21 protein-coding genes are annotated in these 23,807 nt (G+C 62.1%); 2 read left to right on the top strand and 19 right to left on the bottom strand.

Features of this window, described 5'->3' with window-relative positions; translation table 11 throughout:
- Positions 1-220: 220 nt before the first annotated feature.
- The 15 genes from dtd to hutC all read right to left on the bottom strand — a co-directional run bounded on the left by dtd (position 221) and on the right by hutC (position 17,413).
- Positions 221-658, bottom strand: coding sequence for a D-aminoacyl-tRNA deacylase (gene dtd, locus HGO40_RS03675; protein WP_250961919.1), 438 nt, complete (start codon positions 656-658; stop codon positions 221-223).
- Positions 655-1,626 (bottom strand): prolyl aminopeptidase, encoded by a 972-nt coding sequence (pip, locus tag HGO40_RS03670; protein WP_250961918.1) that lies wholly within the window; start codon positions 1,624-1,626, stop codon positions 655-657. Before pip ends, dtd begins: the two co-directional genes overlap by 4 nt.
- 104 nt (positions 1,627-1,730) lie before the next feature.
- Complete coding sequence (locus HGO40_RS03665; protein ID WP_250961917.1) at positions 1,731-2,642, bottom strand: alpha/beta hydrolase; 912 nt, start codon at positions 2,640-2,642, stop codon at positions 1,731-1,733.
- Between the two features lie 190 nt (positions 2,643-2,832).
- Entirely contained in the window at positions 2,833-3,780 is a 948-nt protein-coding gene (locus HGO40_RS03660; RefSeq protein WP_250961916.1) for a choline ABC transporter substrate-binding protein, read from the bottom strand.
- Positions 3,781-4,072: 292 nt separating this feature from the next.
- Positions 4,073-4,876, bottom strand: a complete 804-nt coding sequence (gene hutG / locus HGO40_RS03655; RefSeq protein WP_250961915.1) for an N-formylglutamate deformylase — start codon at positions 4,874-4,876, stop codon at positions 4,073-4,075.
- A gap of 11 nt (positions 4,877-4,887) precedes the next feature.
- Positions 4,888-6,090 carry an imidazolonepropionase gene (hutI, locus tag HGO40_RS03650; protein WP_250961914.1) on the bottom strand — a complete coding sequence of 401 codons (1,203 nt, stop codon included), beginning with the start codon at positions 6,088-6,090 and terminating at the stop codon, positions 4,888-4,890.
- Between the two features lie 129 nt (positions 6,091-6,219).
- A complete protein-coding gene (hutH, locus tag HGO40_RS03645) occupies positions 6,220-7,752 on the bottom strand; it encodes a histidine ammonia-lyase (RefSeq protein ID WP_250961913.1) in 1,533 nt (510 codons plus the stop codon).
- Positions 7,753-7,882: 130 nt separating this feature from the next.
- A complete protein-coding gene (gene hutH, locus HGO40_RS03640; protein ID WP_250961912.1) occupies positions 7,883-9,406 on the bottom strand; it encodes a histidine ammonia-lyase in 1,524 nt (507 codons plus the stop codon).
- Positions 9,407-9,578: 172 nt separating this feature from the next.
- Entirely contained in the window at positions 9,579-10,409 is an 831-nt protein-coding gene (locus tag HGO40_RS03635) for a quaternary amine ABC transporter ATP-binding protein (protein WP_063323338.1), read from the bottom strand.
- Entirely contained in the window at positions 10,406-11,257 is an 852-nt protein-coding gene (locus HGO40_RS03630; protein WP_250961911.1) for an ABC transporter permease, read from the bottom strand. The genes HGO40_RS03635 and HGO40_RS03630 overlap by 4 nt, the downstream gene beginning before the upstream one ends.
- 71 nt (positions 11,258-11,328) lie before the next feature.
- Positions 11,329-12,297, bottom strand: a complete 969-nt coding sequence (locus HGO40_RS03625; RefSeq protein WP_250961910.1) for an ABC transporter substrate-binding protein — start codon at positions 12,295-12,297, stop codon at positions 11,329-11,331.
- 70 nt (positions 12,298-12,367) lie between these two features.
- Complete coding sequence (locus HGO40_RS03620) at positions 12,368-13,834, bottom strand: purine-cytosine permease family protein (protein ID WP_250961909.1); 1,467 nt, start codon at positions 13,832-13,834, stop codon at positions 12,368-12,370.
- Positions 13,835-13,980: 146 nt separating this feature from the next.
- Positions 13,981-15,669, bottom strand: a complete 1,689-nt coding sequence (hutU, locus tag HGO40_RS03615; protein ID WP_250961908.1) for a urocanate hydratase — start codon at positions 15,667-15,669, stop codon at positions 13,981-13,983.
- 467 nt (positions 15,670-16,136) lie between these two features.
- A complete protein-coding gene (locus tag HGO40_RS03610; RefSeq protein WP_250961907.1) occupies positions 16,137-16,706 on the bottom strand; it encodes a HutD/Ves family protein in 570 nt (189 codons plus the stop codon).
- Complete coding sequence (hutC, locus tag HGO40_RS03605) at positions 16,703-17,413, bottom strand: histidine utilization transcriptional repressor HutC (RefSeq protein ID WP_250961931.1); 711 nt, start codon at positions 17,411-17,413, stop codon at positions 16,703-16,705. The genes HGO40_RS03610 and hutC overlap by 4 nt, the downstream gene beginning before the upstream one ends.
- A gap of 143 nt (positions 17,414-17,556) precedes the next feature.
- Between hutC and HGO40_RS03600 the strand changes: the two genes are divergently transcribed.
- Positions 17,557-18,921: a formimidoylglutamate deiminase gene (locus HGO40_RS03600; RefSeq protein ID WP_250961906.1), complete on the top strand. Its 1,365-nt coding sequence runs from the start codon at positions 17,557-17,559 to the stop codon at positions 18,919-18,921.
- A gap of 137 nt (positions 18,922-19,058) precedes the next feature.
- Here HGO40_RS03600 and HGO40_RS03595 read toward each other — a convergent pair whose 3' ends face one another.
- Positions 19,059-19,628, bottom strand: coding sequence for a lipocalin family protein (locus HGO40_RS03595; RefSeq protein WP_250961905.1), 570 nt, complete (start codon positions 19,626-19,628; stop codon positions 19,059-19,061).
- A 31-nt stretch (positions 19,629-19,659) separates the two neighbouring features.
- Entirely contained in the window at positions 19,660-19,914 is a 255-nt protein-coding gene (locus HGO40_RS03590; RefSeq protein WP_003186715.1) for a hypothetical protein, read from the bottom strand.
- 284 nt (positions 19,915-20,198) lie between these two features.
- Here HGO40_RS03590 and HGO40_RS03585 point away from each other — a divergent pair, with 284 nt between their 5' ends.
- A complete protein-coding gene (locus HGO40_RS03585; protein WP_250961904.1) occupies positions 20,199-22,091 on the top strand; it encodes a methyl-accepting chemotaxis protein in 1,893 nt (630 codons plus the stop codon).
- Between the two features lie 103 nt (positions 22,092-22,194).
- Here the strand turns inward: HGO40_RS03585 and HGO40_RS03580 are convergent, their stop codons facing one another.
- Both HGO40_RS03580 and HGO40_RS03575 read right to left on the bottom strand, forming a co-directional pair.
- Entirely contained in the window at positions 22,195-22,791 is a 597-nt protein-coding gene (locus HGO40_RS03580; protein ID WP_250961903.1) for a DUF924 family protein, read from the bottom strand.
- A gap of 3 nt (positions 22,792-22,794) precedes the next feature.
- On the bottom strand, positions 22,795-23,805 hold the full coding sequence (locus tag HGO40_RS03575; RefSeq protein ID WP_250961902.1) for a class 1 fructose-bisphosphatase: 1,011 nt from the start codon (positions 23,803-23,805) through the stop codon (positions 22,795-22,797).
- Positions 23,806-23,807: the final 2 nt, after the last annotated feature.

The following is a 23,807-nucleotide window of genomic DNA, read 5'->3' as shown; positions in this document are numbered from 1 at the left end:
AGTTGGCGAGCATTGTTCCGACTCCGACGGGGCAAAATGATTCCCCAAACGGTTCAGGACAAGTCTCTACCTAAGTCAAATGGACCAGCGAACGCTGATCCCCCGTAGCGCGCGATTATCTAGTAGCCCGCGTGACAACGCATCAGGGGTAGCAAAGTATTTATCGAGAAAACTCCCTGTTTAGCCTCGAAACAGAACGGAAAAGATGTTTCAAACGCTTTCAGGACTGTAACAGGAAGGTTACCGGGCCATCATTGACCAGATGCACCTGCATGTCGGCGCCGAATCTACCTGATGCCACTGTGCCATGCACCTGTTTCGCCTGGGCCAGCAAATAGTTGAACAACTCTTCGCCCAAGGCCGGAGGCGCGGCCGTGGAAAAACTTGGACGCAGGCCGCTTTTGGTGTCCGCCGCCAAGGTGAACTGCGACACCAGCAGCAGCCCACCACCGACATCCACCACGGACAGGTTCATCTTGCCCTCGGCGTCGCTGAACACGCGATAGTTAAGCAGCTTGTGCAGGAGTTTGTCGGCGCTGGCCCGGGTATCCCCGGGCTCGACGGCCACCAGCACCAGCAAGCCTTGGTCTACAGCCCCGATGATCTCACCGGCTACTTCGACCCGTGCGCAGCGCACACGTTGCAACAGCCCCTTCATGCTTCCTCGGGCGGCAGGTCGAGCAGGCGCCGGGCCATTTGCGCAGCGGCGCGTACCAGCGCATCGGTAATTCCCGGCTCCGAAGCGGCGTGACCGGCGTCGCGGATCACCTGCAGTTCGCTGTTGGGCCAGTTCTGATGCAGCTCCCAGGCGTTGTCCAAGGGGCAGATGACGTCGTAGCGGCCGTGCACAATGACGCCCGGCAAATGGGCGATCTTGCCCATGTCGCGAATCAGCTGGTTGGGTTCGAGGAACGCATTGTTGGTGAAGTAGTGGCATTCGATCCGGGCAATCGAAAGCGCCCGCTGCGGCTCGGAGAAGCGATCGACCACCAGCGGGTTCGGACGCAGGGTCGCGGTACGACCTTCCCAGGTGGACCAGGCCTTGGCCGCATGCATCTGGGCAATCTGGTCGTTACCGGTCAGGCGCTTGTGGAAAGCGCTGAGCAAGTCGTCGCGCTCATCCAGGGGAATCGGCGCGATGTAGTCTTGCCAATAGTCGGGAAACAGGCGACTGGCGCCAGCCTGGTAGAACCACTCGATTTCCTGCGGACGGCAGAGAAAGATCCCACGCAGGATCAGGCCATGCACCCGCTCTGGATGGGTCTGGGCGTAGGCCAGGGCCAGGGTCGAGCCCCAGGAACCGCCGAACAGCACCCATTTTTCGATGCCCAGGTGCTTGCGGATGCGCTCCAGGTCTTCGACCAGATCCCAGGTGGTGTTGTTTTCCAGGCTGGCGTGGGGGGTGGAGCGACCGCAACCGCGCTGGTCGAAGGTGACGATACGGTAAAGGTTCGGATCGAAGTAGCGACGACTCTGCGCGTCGCAGCCAGCACCCGGGCCACCGTGAATGAACACCACTGGCAGACCTTCCGGGGAACCGCTTTCATCGACATAGAGCGTGTGGGTGTCATCGACAGCCAGATCGTGCCGGGCATGGGGTTTGATCTGCGGGTACAAAGTCAGCATTGCGCGCTCCGTAAGGGGTCGAGTCATCCCTGTGGGGACGTCTATTTAATCTGCCGTCCGGCATCATAAACCCGAATCACCTGAATGAGCATGCCCCTGCGCAGTCAAAGCATGTCAGCCAGGAACGCCAGCAGCGTGCGATACAACTGATCGACCTCTGGCACCTGGCCCCGGCCACGCAGGCAACCGTGGACCAGCCCTTCGCCGATATACAGCACGGAGTCCACCCCTGCGGCTTTCAGCCGCTCGCTGTAACGGACACCATCGTCGCGCAGCGGGTCCCATTGCGCGACCGCAACCAGCGCCGGCGGCACGCCGCTCAGGTCGTCGGCGAATAGCGGCATGGCATAAGGCGTGGGTTGGGCGCCACACAGGTACAGCGCCTCATAGCGCTCCAGGTCGCGGCCACTCAAGAGCGGGGCATCTTCGCACGCTTGGCGTGAGGGCAAATCCGCCGGGCCACCAAGCGCCGGGTAGATCAACACCTGGACCCGGGGCAACGGCTGCCCGGCATCGCGCAAGGCCAAGCACAACGCAGCGGCGAGGTTGCCGCCGGCACTGTCACCGGCCACCGCCCGGCGACGCGGGTCGATGGCAAACGGGGTGTCCGCCAAGTGGTGCCACACCGCGAGGCAATCTTCGACCGCGGCCGGAAACGGATGCTCGGGGGCCAGCCGGTAATCCACCGCCACTACCAACGCGCCAAGCTCAGCCGCCAGTTCCATGCAGATGAAGTCATGAGAATCCAGGTCCCCCACCACCCAACCGCCACCGGGCAGGTAGAGAATGCACGGCCAGCCGGCGAGCGGCGGCGCAATGCGTGGGCGATAGGCCCGGATGGCCACGCCGGCCAACTGCAAATCCTCCACCACGAGCGTTGGCGGACGCGGCGGGGTAAACGCCCGGCACATCTGGCTGTAGGCCTGGCGCGAACCGTCGAGGCTGTCGTCCGGGGCGGTGAAGCTCAGGGTTTTGTCGATGAAGGCGGACATTGCCTGGGATAGTGGGTAGGCCATCTTGGATTGTCATGCGTCGAAAGAGGATGTGGCTCAGCCGTTTTTAGCTTCTGTGGCTTCTGTGGCTTCTGTGGCGAGGGAGCTTGCTCCCGCTCGGGTGCGCAGCGCCCGCTTTTTTTCTAGGGCTGCTTCGCAACCCAGCGGGAGCAAGCTCCCTCGCCACAGGGGTATCAGTGTCCATAAGGTTGTGTCAGTGCTTGAGGCTGGCCTGCACCGCCGCTACGCCATCCTTGCCATCGAAGCTGGTCACGCCAGCGAGCCAGCGCTGCAGATCCTCGGGATGCTCGCGCAGCCATTGCCGGGCGACGTCCTGGGGTGTCTTGCGCTCCATGATCGGCACCATCAGCTGGCTTTCCTGGGCGGCGGTGAACGTGAGATTTTCCAGCAGTCGCTGAACGTTGGGGCAACGCTGGGCGTAGTCCGGCGCGGTCACCGTGGACACGGTCGCGGCGCCTTCGTTCGGACCATAGACGTCTTCGCTGCCCGTCAGGTAGGCGATGTTCATGTTGATGTTCATCGGGGGCGGGGTCCAGCCGACGAACACCACGAATTCCTTGCGATTCACCGCCCGCTGCACCGCCGCCAGCATCCCCGCCTCACCGGATTCGATCAGCTTGAAATCCTTGAGGCCAAAGTGATTGGTTTCGATCATGGTCTTGATGGTGGTGTTGGCGCCACTGCCTGGCTCAATCCCATAGATCTTGCCACCGAGCTGATCCTTGAACCGGGCGATGTCGGCAAAGGTCTTGAGCCCCGCCGCGGCCACGTAGTCCGGGACGGCCAAGGTGGCCTGGGCATCGGCCAGGCTGGGTTTATCCAGGACCTTCACCTGGTTGGCCGCCAGGAACGGGGCGATGTTCTTGTCCATCGCCGGTTTCCAATAGCCCAGGAAGATGTCGAGCCGCTTGTCGCGGATGCCGGCGAAGATGATCTGCTGCACGGCGCTGGTCTGCTTGCTTTCGTAGCCCAGCCCGGTGAGCAACACGTCGGCCATGCCGCTGGTGGCGATCACGTCGGTCCAGTTGACCACGCCCATGCGTACGGTCTGGCAGGATGCAGGCTCGGCGGCCATCGCGCCGGAGCTTAGTAGAACGGTACCGCAGAGGAACGACAGACAGCGCTTGGACAGTCTTTTCATCGCGAGGGGTCTCGTGCGGCAGTGGATTGTTGTAGGTCGGTGTCTAGGTGCACCGTGCCTGGAACATTACGCAGCGTCGAGGAGGTAAAGGTGAACTGTGGCGACTTGGTTTTGCACGGTGGCGACAGGGAGAGCGGCTTGAAATGCTTTTGTGGCGAGGGAGCTTGCTCCCGCTCGGTTGCGTAGCAACCAAAAAAGCGAGGGCGGCTTCGCCACCCAGCGGGAGCAAGCTTCCTCGCCACAGAACCCCATGTTCACAAGAAGTCCTTCACAAAGACTGCTTGGTCACAGATTAATGTTTGTAGGCCTTTTGCCCCCACGCCAGGAAGCCTTCCAACAACTCCCTGAGCACCACCTGGGTCGGCGCCGCCAGATCGGAGCGATAGTTGAACGGTTCGAACTCTTCCATGTAGGTGCTTTGGCACAGCTCCAGTTGCACCGCGTGGATGTCCTCGGCCGGGTTGCCGTAATACCGGGTGATGTGCCCGCCCTTGAAACGCCCGTTGAGCACATGGGTGAACTGGCCATGGCGAGCGCAGATGGCTTCGAGCTGGCTGGCCAGGGTCGGGTCGCAGCTGGCGCCGTTGAACGTGCCCAGGTTGAAGTCCGGCAACTTGCCGTCGAACAGGTGCGGGATCACCGAACGGATCGAGTGGGCATCGAACAGCAAGGCATAGCCGAACTCGGCCTTGAGCCGCGCCAGCTCCTGCGCCAGCGCCTGGTGGTACGGCATCCAGACTTGTTGCAGATACGTCGCCCGCTCCTCGGCCGAAGGTTCCAGTCCTTCGCGAAACAACGGCACGCCATCGAACAGCGTCGCCGGGTAAAGACCGGTGGTGGCGCCGACGTACATCGGTTTGTCATCGGCGGGGCGATTCAGGTCGACGACGAACCGCGAGTATTCCGCGGCCAGGGTGCTGGCGCCCAACTCATTGGCGAACTCATAGAGCTTGGGAATGTGCCAGTCGGTGTCCGGCAGGCTCTGGGCCTCGGGGATCAACCCGGCCTGTACCGCCGGGGTCAGGCGCAGGCCGGCGTGGGGCATGCTGATCAACAGCGGCACGCGCCCTTGCTTGAAATTCAGGACCTTCTCCACAACCGTTCTCCTCAATCGATTTCCACGCCGTGACGCACGACGCGTTTTTCCAGATCGCCACCGAGCCAGTACGCCAGGTCAGCGGGGCGGTCGATGTGCCAGGCGACAAAATCCGCGACCTTGCCGGCTTCCAGCGAACCGTGGGTCTGCGCCATGCCCAAGGCTTGGGCCGCATGAATCGTCGCCCCCGCCAAGGCTTCTTCCGGGGTCATGCGGAAACAGGTGCAGGCCATGTTCAACATCAAGCGCAACGACAACGCCGGCGAAGTGCCGGGGTTGAGGTCGCTGGCCACGGCGATTTTCACGCCGTGCTTGCGCAGGGCATCCATGGGCGGCAGCTGGGTTTCGCGCAGGAAATAAAACGCCCCCGGCAGCAACACCGCCACGGTGCCGGACGCGGCCATGGCCATGGCATCGTCTTCGGTCATGAACTCCAGGTGATCGGCCGACAGCGCCTGGTAGCGTGCCGCAAGGCTGGAACCCTGCAGCGATGACAACTGTTCGGCGTGCAGCTTCACCGGCAGGCCCAATTGCTGCGCGGTGATGAACACCCGCTCGACCTGCGCCGGGGAAAAGGCCAGGTATTCGCAAAAGGCGTCCACCGCATCCACCAGCCCCTCTGCCGCCAGGGCCGGCAGCATCTCGGTGCAGATGTGCTCGATGTAATCATCAGCGCGGTCCTTGTATTCCGGCGGCAAGGCGTGGGCCGCCAGGCAGGTGCTGCGTACGCTGACCGGAAGTTCGGCAGCGAGGCGGCGAATGACCCGCAAGATCTTGCGTTCGCTGGCCAGGTCCAAGCCATAGCCGGACTTGATTTCCACCGTGGTCACGCCGTCATGCATCAGGCTTTTCAGGCGTTTGGCCGCGCTGGCGAACAGCTCGTCTTCACTGGCGGCGCGGGTGGCGCGCACGGTACTGGCGATGCCACCGCCGGCTGCGGCGATTGCGGCGTAGCTGACACCTTGCAGGCGCTGTTCGAACTCACCGCTGCGGTTGCCGCCAAACACCGTGTGGGTGTGGCAGTCGATCAGCCCCGGCGTGACCCAGGCGCCCTTGAGGTCGTTGACCGCCGGGTAATCGCCTGCTGGCAACTCGGCGCACGGGCCGATCCATTGAATGTGCTCGTCCTGGGTGACGATGGCGGCGTCTTCGATGATCGAGTAGACGCCTTGGGCCATGGTGGCGGCGTGGCAGTTTTGCCAGAGGGTTTTCATCCCGGTTTCCTCGTCTCATTCAAAATCGAATCGCGAGCAGGCTCGCTCCCACAGGGATCAGGGGTGTACCCCAAATGAAGGGCTCGACACCGATCCCCTGTGGGAGCGAGCTTGCTCGCGAAGGGGCCCTTACAGGCTCGGCAACAGCTGCGCCGTAACCAATTCGTTCAGGCACCGACTCGCCAGCAATTCACTCGCTGCATTGATGTCCGGCGCAAAGAACCGGTCCTTCTCATAGAACGGCACTTCTGCACGCAACAGGCCCCGGGCCTGTTGCAGTTTGGCGGAAGTCTTCAAGCCGCCGCGCAGGTCCAGGCCCTGGCATGCCGCAAGCCATTCCCCCGCCAAAATCCCACGGGTGTTCTCGGCCATCTCCCACAGGCGCTTGCCAGCGGCCGGGGCCATGGAGACGTGGTCTTCCTGGTTGGCCGAGGTCGGCAGGCTGTCCACCGAATGGGGATGGGACAGCGCCTTGTTTTCACTGGCCAGGGCGGCCGCAGTCACTTGGGCGATCATGAAGCCGGAGTTCACCCCGCCATTGGCCACCAAGAACGGCGGCAGTTGCGACATGTGCTTGTCCATCATCAGCGAAATGCGCCGCTCACTCAGGGAGCCGATTTCGGCAATCGCCAGGGCCATGTTGTCAGCGGCCATCGCCACCGGTTCAGCGTGGAAGTTGCCACCGGAAATCACGTCGCCCTCGGCAGCGAACACCAGCGGGTTGTCCGACACCGCGTTGGCCTCGATCACCAGCACTTCGGCAGCCTGGCGGAACTGGGTCAGGCAGGCACCCATCACTTGCGGCTGGCAGCGCAGGGAGTACGGGTCCTGGACCTTGTCGCAGTTCTGGTGCGAATCGGAGACTTCGCTGCGCTCGCCCAGCAGGTCGCGGTAGGCCGCGGCGGCATCGATCTGGCCTTTCTGGCCGCGAGCCGCATGGATACGTGCATCGAATGGCGAACGCGAACCGAGCACCGCTTCCACCGTGAGGCTGCCCAGGGCCAGGGCACCGGCGAACAGGTCTTCGCCTTCGAACAGGCCGCGCAGGGCAAACGCGGTGGAGACCTGGGTGCCGTTGAGCAGCGCCAGGCCTTCCTTGGCGGCCAGGGTCAGCGGCGCGAGGCCGGCCATTTTCAGGGCGTCGACGGCCGGCAGCCATTCGCCCTTGTAGCGGGCCTTGCCTTCGCCCAGCAGCACCAGGGACATATGGGCCAGCGGCGCCAGGTCACCGGACGCACCGACCGACCCCTTGAGCGGGATGTGCGGGTAGACCTCGGCATTGATCAGCGCAATCAGCGCATCGATCACCTGCCGACGGATGCCGGAAAAACCCCGGCTCAGGCTGTTGACCTTGAGCACCATGACCAACCGCACCAGCGCATCGCTGATCGGCTCGCCCACGCCAGCGGCATGGGACAGCACCAGGGAGCGCTGCAGGTTCTCCAGGTCTTCGCTGGCGATACGGGTCGAGGCCAACAGGCCGAAGCCGGTGTTGATGCCGTAGGCGGTACGGTTCTCGGCGAGGATCTGTTCCACGCACGCAACACTGGCCTCGATCTGCGCCGACGCGCTGGCGTCCAGGCTCAGGGTGACCGGGTGCTGATAGATGTCACGCAATTGAGCCAGGCTCAATTGGCCGGGAATCAGGTTTAAGGCAGTCATGTATTGCTCCTTTTGAGAGTTTTGTTTTTCACCCGCCAGTCGCTCCGGAATGTTCCGTTATCCGTCACCTTCGCTTTTTGGGCGATGCCTTTTGGGCTATAGGTGCCTTGGCACGCTGGCGCTATTTTGATCAGTTCAAATTGGGTAGTACGTTGTGCAGCACGTTCGGATCTTTTAGCAGCCCGGCGGCGCTGGCGATTTCCGGCGCCAGCCAGCGGTCCTGGTCGTAGGCCGGAACACGCTCGCGCAGCAACTTCCAGGCGATGTCCGTCCCGGCGCCGAAGCGCTGCGTCTTGAGAAATTCAAAGGCCTGGGCCGCCAGCAGGTATTCGATGGCGAGGATCTGCGTGCAGTTTTCCAACGCCCGGTGCAGCTTCAGGGCGGCGTTGGTGCCCATGCTCAAATGGTCTTCCTGCAACCCGGAGGTGACGAAATTGTCCAGCACCGCCGGTTGCGCCAATTGCTTGTTTTCCGCGCACAGCGATGCGGCGACGTATTGCACGATCATCATCCCCGAGTTCACGCCGGGGTTGGCCACCAGGAAGGCTGGCAGGCCGCTGACGTGCGGGTTGATCAGCCGGTCGAGGCGGCGCTCGGCGATGGAGCCGATCTCTGCCATGGCAATCGCCAGCAGGTCTGCCGCCAACGCCACCGATTGGCCGTGGGGATTGGCCTGGGACATGACCCGGAAGTTCTCCGGTGTCCCCAGCAGCAGCGGGTTATCGGTCACCGAGTTGAGTTCGGTTTCGATCTGTTGTCGGGCATGGGCCAATTGGTCGCGAGCCGCGCCGTGTACCTGGGGAATCGAACGGATACTCAAGGCGTCCTGGGTGCGAATACCCAGGCTACCGGCGATGACTTCGCTGCCGTCGAGCAATGCCCGCAGATTGACGCCGACCTGCTGCATGCCCGGATGCGGCTTCAGCGCCATGACGTCGGCGTCGAACGCGGCGATCTGGCCGCGCTGGGCCTCGAAACTCATGGCGCCGATCACGTCGGCCCATTGCACCAGTCGCGTGGCATCGGCCAGGGCCAGGCAACTGAGGCCGGTCATGCATGGCGTGCCGTTGACCAGGCACAAACCGTCCTTGGCCCCCAGTTGCACCGGTTGCAAATTCTCGGCGGCCAGGGCGTGTTGCGCCGGGACGATTTGCCCGCGATAGCTGACCTGGCCAACGCCCAGCAACGCAATGCCGATGTGGGCCATGTGGGTCAGGTAACCCACCGAACCCTGGGACGGCACTTGCGGGGTGATGCCGCGATTGAGCAGGGCCAGCAACGCCTCGACCACGCGCCGATGGATGCCGGACTTGCCCTGGCTGTAGTTGTGGAGGGCCGCGCAGAGAATCGCCCGGGTCTGCTCGTCGGAGAGCGCCGGGCCGACGCCACAGGCATGGCTGAGCAGGGTGTTGCGCGACAGTTGGCTGAGTTGTTCGTCCTTGAGCGAGACATTGCACAAGGCGCCCAGGCCGGTGTTGACGCCATAGGCGCGTTCGCCGCTTTCGACGATGCGCTGGACGATGGCCTGGGCATTGTCGATCCGTGCCCAGGTCTGGGTCGACAGCTCTAGCACCGCGCCGAAGCGAGCGACGGCGACCACGTCCTGCCAGCGCAACGGAGCGCCGGTGATGATGATTTTTTCAGCCTGGGACATCTTCAACCTCATGAAAAAATTATTTCAGCATCACATCTGGCTAAAAGCACAGCCTTTGTGGCGAGGGAGCTTGCTCCCGCTGGACTGCGCAGCAGGCCCAAAAGAAGCGGCCGCTACGCGCCCGAGCGGGAGCAAGCTCCCTCGCCACAAAAGCGCGCCAGCCACCACAACCTCAAACCACCGCAGCCCTGCGCTGCACAAACCGATCGACATACTCATCCGCCGGCGAGTGCAGGATCTCCCGCGGCGTGCCGACCTGGATCAGCTTGCCGTCCTTGAGAATCGCAATGCGATTGCCGATGCGCACGGCCTCGTCGAGGTCGTGGGTGATGAAGACGATGGTCTTGTGCAGGGTCTTTTGCAGTTCCAGCAACTGGTCCTGCATTTCCGCGCGGATCAGCGGGTCGAGGGCGCTGAAGGCTTCGTCCATCAGGATGATGTCCGTGTCCGCCGCCAAGGCCCGGGCCAAACCGACGCGCTGGCGCATGCCACCGGAGAGCTGGTGCGGGTATTTGTTCTCGTAGCCTTTCAGGCCCACGGTGTTGATCCAGTGCAGCGCCCGCTCGGCGCACACCTGCTTGCTCTCGCCGCGCACTTTCAAGCCGTAGGCGACGTTGTCCAGCACGCTCTTGTGGGGCAGCAGGCCGAAGCTCTGGAACACCATGCTGATCTTGTGCCGGCGAAACTCGCGCAAGGCGTCCATGTCCAGTTGCAGGATGTCTTCGCCGTCCACCAGGATCGCGCCACTGGTAGGGTCGATCAGCCGGTTGAAGTGGCGCACCAACGTGGATTTGCCGGAGCCGGACAGGCCCATGATCACGAAGATCTCACCGGTGCCGATGCTCAGCGACAGGTCGTTCACGCCGACCACGCAGCCGGTTTCGGCCAGCACCTGGTCCTTGGTCTTGTTCTGGCGGATCAGCTCCAGGGCTTCCTTGGAGCGGTTGCCGAAAATCTTGAAGACGTTCTTGACTTCGATCTTGCTGATGGCTGCGTTGTTCATTTGCTCACCTCATGCCGAGGACGACCATAGGCCTGGGTAATGCGGTCGATGACCACGGCGAGAATCACAATGGCCAGGCCCGCTTCCAGGCCACGCCCGACGTTGAGGGTCTGGATGCCCACCAACACGTCTTCACCCAAGCCACGGGCGCCGATCATCGAGGCGATGACGACCATCGACAGGGCCATCATGGTGGTCTGGTTGATCCCGGCCATGATGCTCGGCAGGGCCAGGGGCAGTTGCACGCCGAACAGCTGCTGCCAGCGGTTGGCGCCGAAGGCGTTGATCGCCTCCATCACTTCGCCGTCCACCTGGCGGATGCCCAGGTCGGTCAGGCGAATCAACGGCGGCGCGGCGTAGATCACCGTGGCGAAGATCGCCGGGACCTTGCCCAGGCCAAACAGCATCAACACCGGAATCAGGTACACGAAGCTCGGCATGGTCTGCATGATGTCCAGCAACGGCATCAACACCGAACGCAGGCGATTGCTGCGCGCCGAGAGAATGCCCAGAGGAATGCCGATCATCACCGAGATCAGCGTCGCCACCAGCATCAGGGCAAGGGTCTGCATCAATTTGTCCCACAGGCCCACCGCACCCACCAGGAACAACAGGCCGACGATCACCGCCGTAGCGACGACCTTGCGGGTGGCGTGCCAGGCAACGCCGCCGACGATGGCCAGCATCAACCACCACGGCGCCATGCGCAGCAGGCCTTCGAGGTTGACGATGGCCCACAGCAGGGTGTCGGAGATGTGCCGGAACACATCGCCATAATTGGTCACCAAGGAATCGCCCCAACCGTTGACCCAGTCGGCGATGGAGAAGGTAAAGCTTTCGGGAAACATAAGAGACTCTCGATCAGGTGGATGCGGTGAATGTCCCGGCCAGCCCTCTGGTTGGCCGGGAAATATTCGACCTACAGAGCCGCGTCGATTTTCTTGGCAGCGTCGTCACTGACCCAGGCGTGCCAGACTTCAGGATGTTCCTTCAGGAAGATCTTCGCCAGTTTCGGCGACTCGATCCGCTCTTTGGCCATGCGCCCGAGGTTCTGGTTCAGGATATCGATCGGAAGGTTGACCTTTTCCAGCACCGCTACCAGTTCCGGGGCTTCGTCGTGGAAGGTCTTGGACAGGCCGACCTTGATGCTCACGCTTTTATCCACGCCGGGTTTTTCTTCGAGTTTGACCAAGTCCACCTGGCCCATCAGCGGCGTTGGCGACCAGTAGTAGAACAGGATCGGCTCGCCACGCTTGTAGCTCGACAGCACCGCCGCATCCAGGGCCGGGCCGGTGCCTGGACGGAAGTTGGTGTAGGTTTTTTCCAGGCCGTAGCTCTTCAGCATTTCGCTGTTGTCCAGCTCGCAGGTCCAGCCGGCCGGGCAGTTGTAGAAGCGGCCCTTGGATGGCTCTTCCTGATCCTTGAACACGGCGGCGTACTGGCCCAGGTCGGCGATGTTCTTCAGGCCCGGGGCCTTGGCTTCGAGCTTGCGCTTGGCATCGCCTTCGATCACGTAGCGCGGCACGTACCAGCCTTCGATGGCGCCCACCACCGGGGCCCCGACGCCGACCACCTTGCCGGCCTTCTCGGCCTTGTTCCAGACTTCACTGCGGCCGACCCACTCTTCGGCAAATACCTGGATGTCGTTGCTGCTCAGGGCGTTTTCCATGGTGATGGAGTTGCCGGGCAGGCAGTCGGTCTTGCAGTCGTAGCCTTTTTCCAGCACCACTTGCAGGACGTCGGTCAGCAGCATGCCGCTTTCCCAGTTCAGGCCGGCGAATTTCACCGGTTTACCCGACTCGCACCAACCGGCCGCTTGCGTGGCGCCGGCGCTGGCCAGCAGGCCCATGGAAAGCAATGTGGTCAGCAGGGTCTTGTTCGACTTCATTATGTGACGCTCCTAATCAGTTGGATTGGCTTACGGCAGTCAAGAGGCATCCAGCCCTGTCAACGTCCCATCAGACCGCTTGGATGCGGCCCGCCCTGCTCGGTTGTGCGTCAACCGCGTCCTGCTCGACCGGCAGGATCAATTGATCGGGTACTGCGCTGTGCCACTTCCTGGCGACGACGTAATACAGCGCCGCCGGGACCACCAGGCCGATGATCCAGGAGATGTCCACACCGCCCATGGCTTTCACCAACGGACCGGTATAGAACTTGGTGGCAATGAACGGCAACTGAACCAGTACACCAAAGACGTAGACGCTGATGCCGAGGGCATTCCAGCGACCGTAGCGACCCTTCGGATCGTTCAATGCCGGCACGTCATAACGCTCGCGCGTGATGCAGTAGTAGTCCACCAGGTTGATTGCGCTCCACGGTGTGAAGAACGCCAGCAAGAACAAGATGAAGGACTTGAACGCACCGAGGAACGAGTGCTGGCCGAGCAGCGCGATCAAGGTCGCCGCGCCGACAATGAACAGCACGAACACCAGACGCTGCACACGCGTTACGTTCAGGTGTCCCCGGAACCCGCTGATGATGGTCGCGATGCACATGAAGCTGCCATAGGAGTTCAGCGTGGAGATGGTGACCTTGCCGAACGCGATGCTGAAGTACAGCAACGCAGCCGTGGCACCGGTACCGCCCAGGCCAACGATGTAGGCCACTTCGTGACCGGCGAACTGCCCGTTGGCCGAGGCGGCGGCAAACACGCCAAGGATCATCGCCACCTGCGCGCCGATGACTGAACCGGCACCTGCGGCAAAAAAGGTTTTCACCGAAGAGGTCTTGCTCGGCAGGTAACGCGAATAGTCCGCCACGTAGGGGCCGAAAGCGATCTGCCAGGAGGCCGCGAGCGACACCGCCAGCAGGAAACTGCTCCAGCTGAAATGGCGAATTTGCAGGAGTGCGCCCACGTCGGTCTGGCTGATCAGGCGAGCAAACAGGTAAACAAAGGCAATCACACCAATCACGCTGGCGACACGGCCAATGAAGTGAATCACCCGATACCCGAGCACCGTGACCAGCACAATGACACTGGCGAAAATGAGGATGCCGACACTGTCGCTGACGCCAAACAACTGGCCCAGCGCCTGGCCGGAAAGCACGGTCCCCGTCGCGGTGAAACCCAGGTACATCAGGCACACCAGCACGATCGGGATGGCCGCGCCATACACACCAAACTGCACACGACTGGAGATCATCTGCGGCAGGCCAAGCTTTGGCCCTTGGGCGGCATGCAAGGCCATGACGCCACCGCCGAGCACTTGGCCGATCAGCAAACCGATCAACGACCAGAACACATCACCGCCCAGCACCACCGCCAATGCACCGGTGACGATTGCAGTGATTTGCAGGTTGGCCCCCATCCAGAGGGTGAACTGGCTCAACAGCCGACCGTGTCGCTCCGCTTCCGGGATGTAGTCGATCGAACGTTTCTCGATCAACGGCTTGCTGCTTACGCGTGTGCTGGTGACAGCCATGGTTCAACCTCTGTGGATTGTTCGGGTTCGGGCGCTGCTTTTATTTGTGGGAGCGAGCCTGCTCGCGAAAGCGGTGTGTCATTCAACACATGCCTCGGATGACAAGCCGCCTTCGCGAGCAGGCTCGCTCCCACATGGGTGTTGCGTTATTTGCCGGTAATCATCGGCAGGTTCAGCCCCTGCTCCTTCGCGCAATCAATGGCGATCTGGTAACCGGCATCGGCATGGCGCATCACGCCGGTCGCCGGATCGTTGTGCAGCACGCGGGCAATCCGCTCGGCCGCTTCATCGGTACCATCGCAGACGATCACCATGCCCGAGTGCTGGGAGAAGCCCATGCCGACGCCGCCACCGTGGTGCAGCGATACCCAAGTCGCGCCACTGGCGGTGTTGAGCAAGGCATTGAGCAGCGGCCAGTCGGAAACGGCGTCGGAGCCGTCCTGCATGGATTCTGTTTCACGGTTCGGGCTGGCCACGGAACCGGAGTCGAGGTGGTCACGGCCGATGACGATCGGCGCCGACAGCTCACCGCTGCGCACCATTTCGTTGAACGCCAGGCCCAACTTGGCGCGCTGGCCCAGGCCAACCCAGCAGATCCGTGCCGGCAAGCCCTGGAAACTGATGCGCTCGCGGGCCATGTCCAGCCAGTTGTGCAGGTGGGCGTCGTCGGGGATCAGTTCCTTGACCTTGGCGTCGGTCTTGTAGATGTCCTGCGGGTCACCCGACAGCGCCGCCCAGCGGAACGGGCCGATGCCGCGGCAAAACAGCGGACGGATGTAGGCCGGGACGAAACCCGGGAAGTCGAAGGCATTTTCGACGCCCTCTTCCTGGGCCATCTGGCGGATGTTGTTGCCGTAATCGAAGGTCGGCACACCCATTTTCTGGAAGGCCAACATGGCTTTGACGTGCACGGCCATCGATTGCTTGGCGGCCTGCACCACGGCGGCGGGCTCGGTCTTGGCGCGGGCACGGTATTCGTCCCAGGTCCAGCCGGCCGGCAGATAGCCGTTGAGGGGATCGTGGGCGCTGGTCTGGTCGGTGACCATGTCCGGACGCACACCACGACGGACCATTTCCGGCAGGATTTCCGCCGCGTTCCCACACAGTGCAATGGAAATCGCCTTGCCTTCGGCGGTGTATTTCTCGATGCGCGCCAGGGCGTCGTCGAGGTCTTTGGCTTGCTCGTCGACGTAGCGGGTTTTCAGGCGGAAATCGATGCTCACCTGCTGGCACTCGATGTTCAGCGAGCATGCACCGGCCAAGGTCGCGGCCAGCGGCTGTGCGCCGCCCATGCCGCCCAGGCCGGCGGTCAGCACCCAGCGGCCCTTGAGGTTGGAATCGTAATGCTGGCGACCGGCCTCGACGAAGGTTTCATAGGTGCCTTGCACGATGCCCTGGCTGCCGATGTAGATCCAGCTGCCGGCGGTCATCTGGCCGTACATGGCCAGGCCCTTGGCGTCGAGTTCGTTGAAATGTTCCCAACTGGCCCAGTGCGGCACCAGGTTGGAGTTGGCGATCAGTACGCGGGGGGCGTTGCTGTGGGTCTTGCACACGCCCACCGGCTTGCCGGATTGCACCAGCAGGGTTTCGTCGTCATTCAGGTGGGTGAGGCTTTCGACGCTCTTGTCGTAGCACTCCCAGTTGCGTGCCGCGCGGCCGATGCCACCGTAGACCACCAGCTCCTTGGCGTTCTCGGCCACTTCCGGGTCGAGGTTGTTCATCAGCATGCGCAGCGGCGCTTCGGTCAGCCAGCTCTTAGCGGTCAGCGTGTTACCGCGAGGGGCGCGGATTTCAACGTCACGGTATTTTTCGGGTTTGCGGGTAGCGTCGGTCACAGCAAAAACTCCTCAGCGATCAATCCAGACCAGCCCGGGCAGTGGGCAGCGATTTCTACGAACGTTGCGTTGAATATCGGTGACTCATACGCATACGTCTTTACTTGTATGTACAAGCATATGCAATCAAGCGGCCAACTTGTTAGAGGTAGTGTTCAGAAACGGTTGGGGAATTGCTGAAAGCCTTGTGATTCAAGGGCTGCTGAGCGGCATGAAGTTTTTGACGGGGGGGTTCAAAGGGAGGAATCGGGGGGACACAAAAGCGTGATATTGCGCCACGCTGGGGCATTCAGTAACAAGTTGGTGCGTGCGGAAGGAACAATAAACACGCTTTTTGTGGCGAGGGAGCTTGCTCCCGCTGGGCTGCGAAGCAGACCCCAAAAAACAGGGCCGCTGCGCGCTGGAGCGCCAGCCCGGCCCAGCGGGAGCAAGCTCCCTCGCCACAAAAGCTCTGTCGCAGGATTTCTTTAGTGGGCCGTCAGCTCGATCACGCAGCATTGGCCGTGGGTGGTGATTTCCAGCAGCCCGGTGTTGCCGCTCAGTTGCAGGCAGTCATAAAGCCCCAGCGCCTCGACAGCCTCATCCATCTTGACCCTCAGCGTCGGCGCGGCACTGAACCCCAACACCGTTGCCGCCTCGCTGAAAAACCGCTGCTGGCCGCCCAACCATTGCAATCGCACGCGGTAACGCTGCGGTGCGTAGATCAGGTTGAAGTCACGAATCGGTCCGCCCAGCAGCGTGCAATGCACATGGCTCTCGCCGCTGAACGCAAAAGCGTCCAGCGGATAAAGCGCCCGCGTAGCCTGACCATCGACATTCAACGTCATGCCATCTCCCTGCAAGACACTGATGATCCGCTCGTAACCGGCGAAGGTGGAAAAACCACCCGACTCACCGATATCGGCAATCGACAGTCTCCAGCCGAAACCTTCCAGGCCGGTGCCGGCATCGCGAGTGATTTCCTCGGTACTGCCGCCACCGTTCTTCCAAGGCATGCGCGGGTAATCCGCGGCACGTAACACTTTCAATTGGCTCATTTATGAAAACGCCCTTCCAGACTGTGACGTGAGCCCGGATGGATCAGGCGAGCGGCGGTGACCGGTTGGCGCCCGGACCAGGTGCGGCGACGGATCAACAGGCACGGCTCGCCCCTTTCGATCTGCAACAGCTTGCATTCGCTCGGCTCGGCCAGGATCGCCTCCACTACGTGCTCGCCTTCGGTCAGCGGCGCAACCTGGTTCAGGTAGGCGTAGGGGGTTTGCACGGTAAAGTCCTGCTTGAGGTATTCAGGTGCCACCAGTGCGTTGACGAAACGGTCCTCGATTTGCACGGGGATGTCGTTCTCGAAATGCACGATCAGTGAATGGAATACCTTCTGGCCTTCACGCATGTCCAAGGCCAGGGCCCGCTCGGAACCGGCCGCCTCTTCTTCCAGGGTGATGACCTTGCAGCTGTGACGATGACCACGGGAGGCGATTTCATCCGCGATGTTATGCACTTCGAACATCGCGGACTGGCTCTTGGGCTCGGCCACGAAGGTGCCGACACCCTGCATGCGCACCAACAGGCCGTCGGCGGTCATTTCCCGCAGGGCACGGTTGATGGTCATGCGGCTGAAACCCAGCTGGCTGACCAGCTCGCTTTCCGATGGCACACGGTAATGCGGCGGCCAGTTTCCACTGTCGATCTGCTGGGTAATCATTTGTTTAACGCGGGCGTACAAGGGCGCCGGACTGTCACCCATGTTTGCGGCCAGCGGCGGTTTGGCAGGCGGAGTCGGCACGGCGGTTCCCTGTTCTGCGAATAAGGTTGCTAGCTTGCCGGAGTTTACCGGCCAGGCAAACGTCTGTATATGTATATACAAATTACGCACGATGAGGTTGAACCATGTCCGCCTTCTTTGCCGAACGCGCGCTGCTGCCTAGTGGATGGGCCTATGATGTACGTCTTGAGGTGGATGCCGCAGGCGTCCTGACCCATATCCAGGCCGGCTCCCACGCAGATGGCGCCGAACGGCTGGGCGGTCCGCTGTTGCCGGGCATGCCGAACCTGCACTCCCACGCCTTCCAACGGGCGATGGCCGGGCTGGCGGAAGTGGCGGGCAATCCCAACGACAGTTTCTGGACCTGGCGCGACTTGATGTACCGCCTCGTCGGAAAAATCAGCCCCGACCAACTCGGCATCATCGCCCGCCAGCTGTACATCGAAATGCTCAAGGCCGGCTATACTTCGGTCGCTGAATTCCACTATGTCCACCATGACACCGACGGCGCGCCCTACGCCGACCCGGCGGAGCTGGCCCTGCGTATCAGCCACGCTGCCAGTGCCGCCGGCATTGGCCTGACGCTGCTGCCGGTGCTCTACAGCCATTCCGGCTTTGGCGGCCAGGCACCCAACGACGGGCAGCGCCGCTTCATCAACAGCACCGAAAATTACCTGAAGCTTCAGTCGCGCTTGCAGCCGATCCTGGCCGGGCAAGCGTCCCAGGCGCTGGGCCTGTGCTTCCACTCGCTGCGCGCCGTGACACCCGGGCAGATCCAGGATGTACTGGCCGCCAGCGACCGTGATTGCCCGGTGCACATCCACATCGCCGAGCAGCAAAAGGAAGTCGATGACTGCCTGGGCTGGAGCGGCGCACGTCCGCTGCAATGGCTGTATGAAAATACCGAGGTCGATCAGCGCTGGTGCCTGGTCCACGCCACCCACGCCAACGCCCAGGAAGTCAGCCTCATGGCCAAGAGCCGGGCGATTGCCGGCCTGTGCCTGACCACCGAAGCCAACCTGGGGGACGGGATTTTCCCGGCCGTGGATTTCCTCGCCCAGGGCGGACGCCTCGGTATCGGCTCCGACAGCCATGTGTCATTGAGCGTGGTCGAAGAATTGCGCTGGCTGGAATATGGCCAGCGCCTGCGGGATCAACGGCGCAATCGCTTGTATCGGGCGGATCAGCCGATGGTTGGCCGCACCTTGTTTGACGCGGCATTGGAAGGCGGCGCCCAGGCCCTGGGGCAGCCGATCGGCGCTCTCGAAATCGGCAAGCGCGCCGACTGGCTGGTGCTCGATGGCAACGACCCATACCTGGCCACGGCCCAGGGCGACGGGATCCTCAATCGCTGGCTGTTCGCTGGCGGCGATCGCCAGGTGCGCGATGTGATGGTCGGCGGACAGTGGGTGGTGCGTGAGGGACGTCATGCCGGCGAAGCGGAAAGCGCCCGGGCGTTTACCCAGGTGCTGCGCGAACTGCTGGGCTGACCCCAAGAATCGATGTGACAGATACCAAATGTGGGAGCGAGCTTGCTCGCGATGAGGCCTTTACTTTCAACATGAATGTTGATTGAAAGTCCGCTATCGCGAGCAAGCTCGCTCCCACATTGGTTTTCGGGTGACTGTCAGTCCGAAGTCTTGGCCATCTGCCGGTCCGACGCGCGCCAGACCAGGCGTGTCGTGTCATAGCCCTGCTGGCGCGCCTTGCTCAGCAGTTCCTCGCGCACGACGCTGTTGACGGTCGGTGTGCGGGACAGCAGCCACATGTAGCGACGGCTCGGGTCGCCGACGATGGCGGTCTTGTAGTCATCGCTGACATAGAGCACCCAGTATTGCCCCTTCGCCACGCCCGGCACGATCCGGGAAAACCAGTTATCGAATTCGACCCAGAGCTTGTCGGTCTTGCCCGGCACCTGCGGCGTCGCGGTGCCCCTGGCTTCTTCCCACTGCCAGTCCGAGGTCAGGCAGCGATTGAGCACGCCCACGTTGCCGTCTGGCTTGAGGGTGTAGTGAGCTTCCGATTGCGCGCAATTGCGCTGGAAATACATGGGCAGGCGGGCCAACTCATACCAGGTCCCCTGGTAACGCTTGAGATTGACGCTGTTGACCGTCTTGGGTGCCAACGGATCTTCGCCAGAAGTGGCACAGCCAGCCAATACCAGGCCAGCCAAAAGCACAAACACTAACCGCATCATTATTTTTCTCCCGCAGGCCACTGGCCTCGGTTTACTTCAGGCCTTGGCCGGAAAACATCAACACTTTGTCACCGGCGTACTGCACGCTGATAAAGCTTTTCTGGTCGCCCCAGGTGCAGCTGGACATGCCGAGGGCGCCTGAGCAATCGGTCGGTTTTCCCAGCAACGTTTCGACTTCGGCCTTGGGCATGCCAGCCGACAGCTTCGAATAGTTTTCCTGGTTGACCTTGCTGCATGCGGTCAGCACGACGCACATAAACAGCAGAGCGATAGATCGCAGCGACATGGTGTAACTCCTGGAGCGGAAGGGAGGTGGCAGGGTGCCAACCTGATCCTTAGAAGAGAAAACCCCTATCTGGTTCCCTGGCGCCGCCAGTATTTATTGGCCATACAGAGGTGTTTCAGGAATGAATCAACCGGATTGTGACGCCGTCGTACCTTTCGTCGGGATTGGACCCGGGACGCCTGATGAGCCGGGCTTCTACGCCGATAAAAAGTCACAGCGCAAAATCCTGCGTTATGGCAAATTGACAGCCCGTCCTGACCCGTCCCTCCGCGGTAGTGTTCTTAATGACCAGAAACATGAAATTCAGCCATAAAATCCTGCTGGCTGCCGCCCTCGTGGTGGCCGTTGCATTCGCCTGTTTCATCCTGTTCAACGACTATCGTCAACGCCAAAGCCTGCACGCCAGCACCGAGACTTCCATGCAGGAACTCGGCAGCCTGACCAGCCGTAACATCCAGACATGGGTCGACGGCCGTATCCAATTGCTGCAATCGCTGGCCCAACAGATCGCCGTGGACGGCAGCAGTGCCGACAGCCTCAAGCGCGCCGTGGGCCTGCCGGCCTATACCGGCAATTTCCAGCTCAGCTATTTCGGCGGCACCGACGGCCTGATGTTCTCGGTACCGGCCGGCAATCGCGCCGCCGACTACGACCCTCGCGCCCGTGGCTGGTACAAGGCTGCCAACAGCGCACAGCAAACCATCGTCACTGAACCCTACATCGCCGCCTCGTCGGGCAAGCTGGTGATCACCGTCGCCACTCCGGTACAACGCCAGAACCAGATGATCGGCGTGGCCGGTGCGGACATCGACCTGTCCAGCGTCAGCGCCATCATCAACTCGCTGAACTTCGGCGGCCACGGCCACGCGTTCATCGTCAGCGCCGACGGCAAGATCCTGATCCACCCCGACAGCAAGCGCGTGCTCAAGACCCTGGCCGAGGCCTACCCCCACGGCGCGCCGCAAATCAGCCCGGGTGTGAAGGAAGTCGACCTCGACGGCAAGTCCCAATTCATCTCCTTCACCCGGGTCAATGGTGTGCCGGGCACCGATTGGTACGTGGCGCTGGTGCTCGACAAGGACACCGCCCTGGCGATGCTCAGTGAGTTCCGCACTTCGGCACTGATCGCCATGGTCATCGCCGTGGTGTTCATCATCGCCTTGCTGGGCATGTTGATCCGCGTGTTGATGCAACCGCTGCTGACCATGGGCCGCGCCATGCATGACATCGCCGAAGGCGAAGGCGACCTGACTCGGCGCCTGGTGATCCACGGCCAGGACGAATTCGGCGCCCTGGGCACGTCGTTCAACCGTTTTGTCGAGCGCATTCACACCTCGCTCCGCGAAGTGGCCTCGGCCACCGGCCAGGTCAACGAAGTCGCCCTGCGCGTGGTCAGTGCCTCCAACTCGTCGATGTTCAACTCCGACCAGCAGGCGTCGCGCACCAGCAGCGTGGCCGCGGCCATCAACCAGCTCGGCGCCGCCGCCCAGGAAATCGCCCAGAATGCCGCCCTCGCCTCGCAACATTCCAGCGAGGCCCGCAACCTGGCCGAAGATGGCCAGCAAGTAGTGGATAAAACCATCGCGGCCATGCAGCAGTTGTCAGCCAAGATCAGCGATTCGTGCGGCAACATCGAAACCCTGAACAGCAACACGGTGAACATCGGCCAGATCCTCGAGGTGATCACCAGCATCTCCCAGCAAACCAACCTGCTCGCCCTCAACGCCGCCATCGAAGCGGCCCGGGCCGGTGAGGCCGGGCGCGGCTTCGCGGTGGTGGCCGATGAAGTGCGCAACCTGGCCCACCGCACCCAGGACTCGGCGCAGCAAGTGCAGAAGATGATCGAAGAGCTGCAAGTCGGCGCACGGGAAGCGGTACTGACCATGACCGACAGCCAGCGCCAGAGCGAAGGCAGCGTCAGCATCGCCAACCAGGCCGGCGAACGGCTGGGCAGCGTGACCCAACGCATCGGTGAAATCGACGGCATGAATCAATCCGTGGCGACCGCCACCGAAGAACAGACCGCCGTGGTGGAATCGATCAACGTCGACATCACCGAGATCAATACGCTTAACCAGGAAGGCGTGGAAAACCTGCAAGCCACCTTGCGGGCCTGTGCCGACCTCGAGCAGCAGGCGGCGCGGTTGAAGCAGTTGGTGGGCAGTTTCCGGATCTAGTGCTATCGAAGGCCCCATCGCGAGCAAGCTCGCTCCCACAGTTGACCGCACTCTACTGTGGGAGCGAGCTTGCTCGCGATGGCGATAGCGGCCACAACACAATTTAGAACCTGGACCCAGGCCTGCTCAAGAACTCCACTTCCTCAGCCGTGGACTCACGCCCCAACACCGCATTGCGATGGGGAAAGCGGCCAAACCGCGCAATGATCTTCTGATGCCGCTCGGCATAATCCAGGTTGTCCTCAAACACCGCACGCTGCGCCTCGGGCTGTTCTCGAACCAACTCGATGAACCGCGACACGGCTTCGTTCTGCACCGCGAGGTTTTCGCAGTGTTCGAGTACGAGGTAGATGAATACGCGCTGGATGGGTTTGAGTTGCTGATCGAAGCCCGCCGCCAGTCCTTGAGCCACCAGCGCTTGGGCACGCAGGTCGCCGGAAAAACCTTCGGGGGTGTTGCGATAGATCATCCGGGGAAGTTGATCCAGTAGCAGCACCAAGGCCAGCCAACCTTCCGGGCGTTGCGCCCAATCGGTCAATCCGCCGGCCAGTGCCTGCTCGACCTGATCACCGAAGCGCTCTTGCGCCTGGCGATCATGGCCTTTGCCAAACCATAGCTTGCCCTTGTCAGCCGCGATCTCATCTGGTTTTTCGGCTGTGCCAAACCACCAATCGAGCAACGGCTGCCAGGGCTCGGCCATGATTTACTCCTTGTGGTAAGCCGTGGCGCGGGCCACTTCTTCCTTCGAGCCGAGGAACACGGCCACACGCTGGTGCAGGCCTTCAGGCTTGATATCAAGGATGCGCTGGTGGCCATCGGTGGAAGCGCCACCGGCCTGCTCCACCAGGAACGACATCGGGTTGGCTTCGTACATCAGGCGCAGCTTGCCTGGCTTGGAGGGCTCGCGGCTGTCGCGCGGGTACATGAACAGGCCACCACGGGTCAGGATCCGGTGCACATCGGCAACCATCGCGGCGACCCAGCGCATGTTGTAGTTCTTCTTCAGCGGGCCTTCTTCACCGGCCAGCAACTCACTGACGTAGCGTTGTACCGGAGCTTCCCAGTGACGCTGGTTGGACATGTTGATGGCGAATTCCTGGGTGGTTTCAGGAATGGTGATGTCTTCGTGGGTCAGGACGAAGCTGCCCATCTCGCGGTCCAGGGTGAAGCCCTTGACGCCGTCGCCCAAGGTCAGCACCAGCATGGTCTGCGGACCATAGATGGCATAACCGGCGGCAACCTGCTCGGTGCCTGGCTGCAAGAAGGCCTTTTCATTCAGGGCTTCGTTCTGGCTCAGGTACTCGTTCGGGCAACGCAGTACCGAGAAGATGGTGCCGACCGGCGCGTTGATGTCGATGTTCGACGAACCGTCCAGTGGGTCGAACACCAGCAGGTAGGCACCCTTGGGGTATTTGCCGGGAATCTGGTAGGCATTGTCCATTTCCTCGGACGCCATGCCCGCCAGGTGACCGCCCCATTCGTTGGCTTCGAGCAGGATTTCGTTGGACAGCACGTCCAGCTTCTTCTGCACTTCGCCCTGCACGTTTTCGGTGCCCATGCTGCCCAGGACACCACCCAAGGCGCCTTTGGAGACGGCGTGGCTGATCTCCTTGCACGCACGCGCCACCACTTCGATCAAAAAGCGCAGATCGGCAGGGGTAGTGTTGCTGCGGGGCTGCTCAATCAAATAGCGACTCAAGGTAACGCGGGACATGG

The sequence above is a fragment of the Pseudomonas sp. CG7 genome (assembly GCF_023701885.1).
GTDB lineage: Bacteria > Pseudomonadota > Gammaproteobacteria > Pseudomonadales > Pseudomonadaceae > Aquipseudomonas > Aquipseudomonas zanjanensis.
The sequence above is the reverse complement of the archived record's forward strand: the minus strand, read 5'-3'. Positions and strand labels throughout refer to the sequence as shown.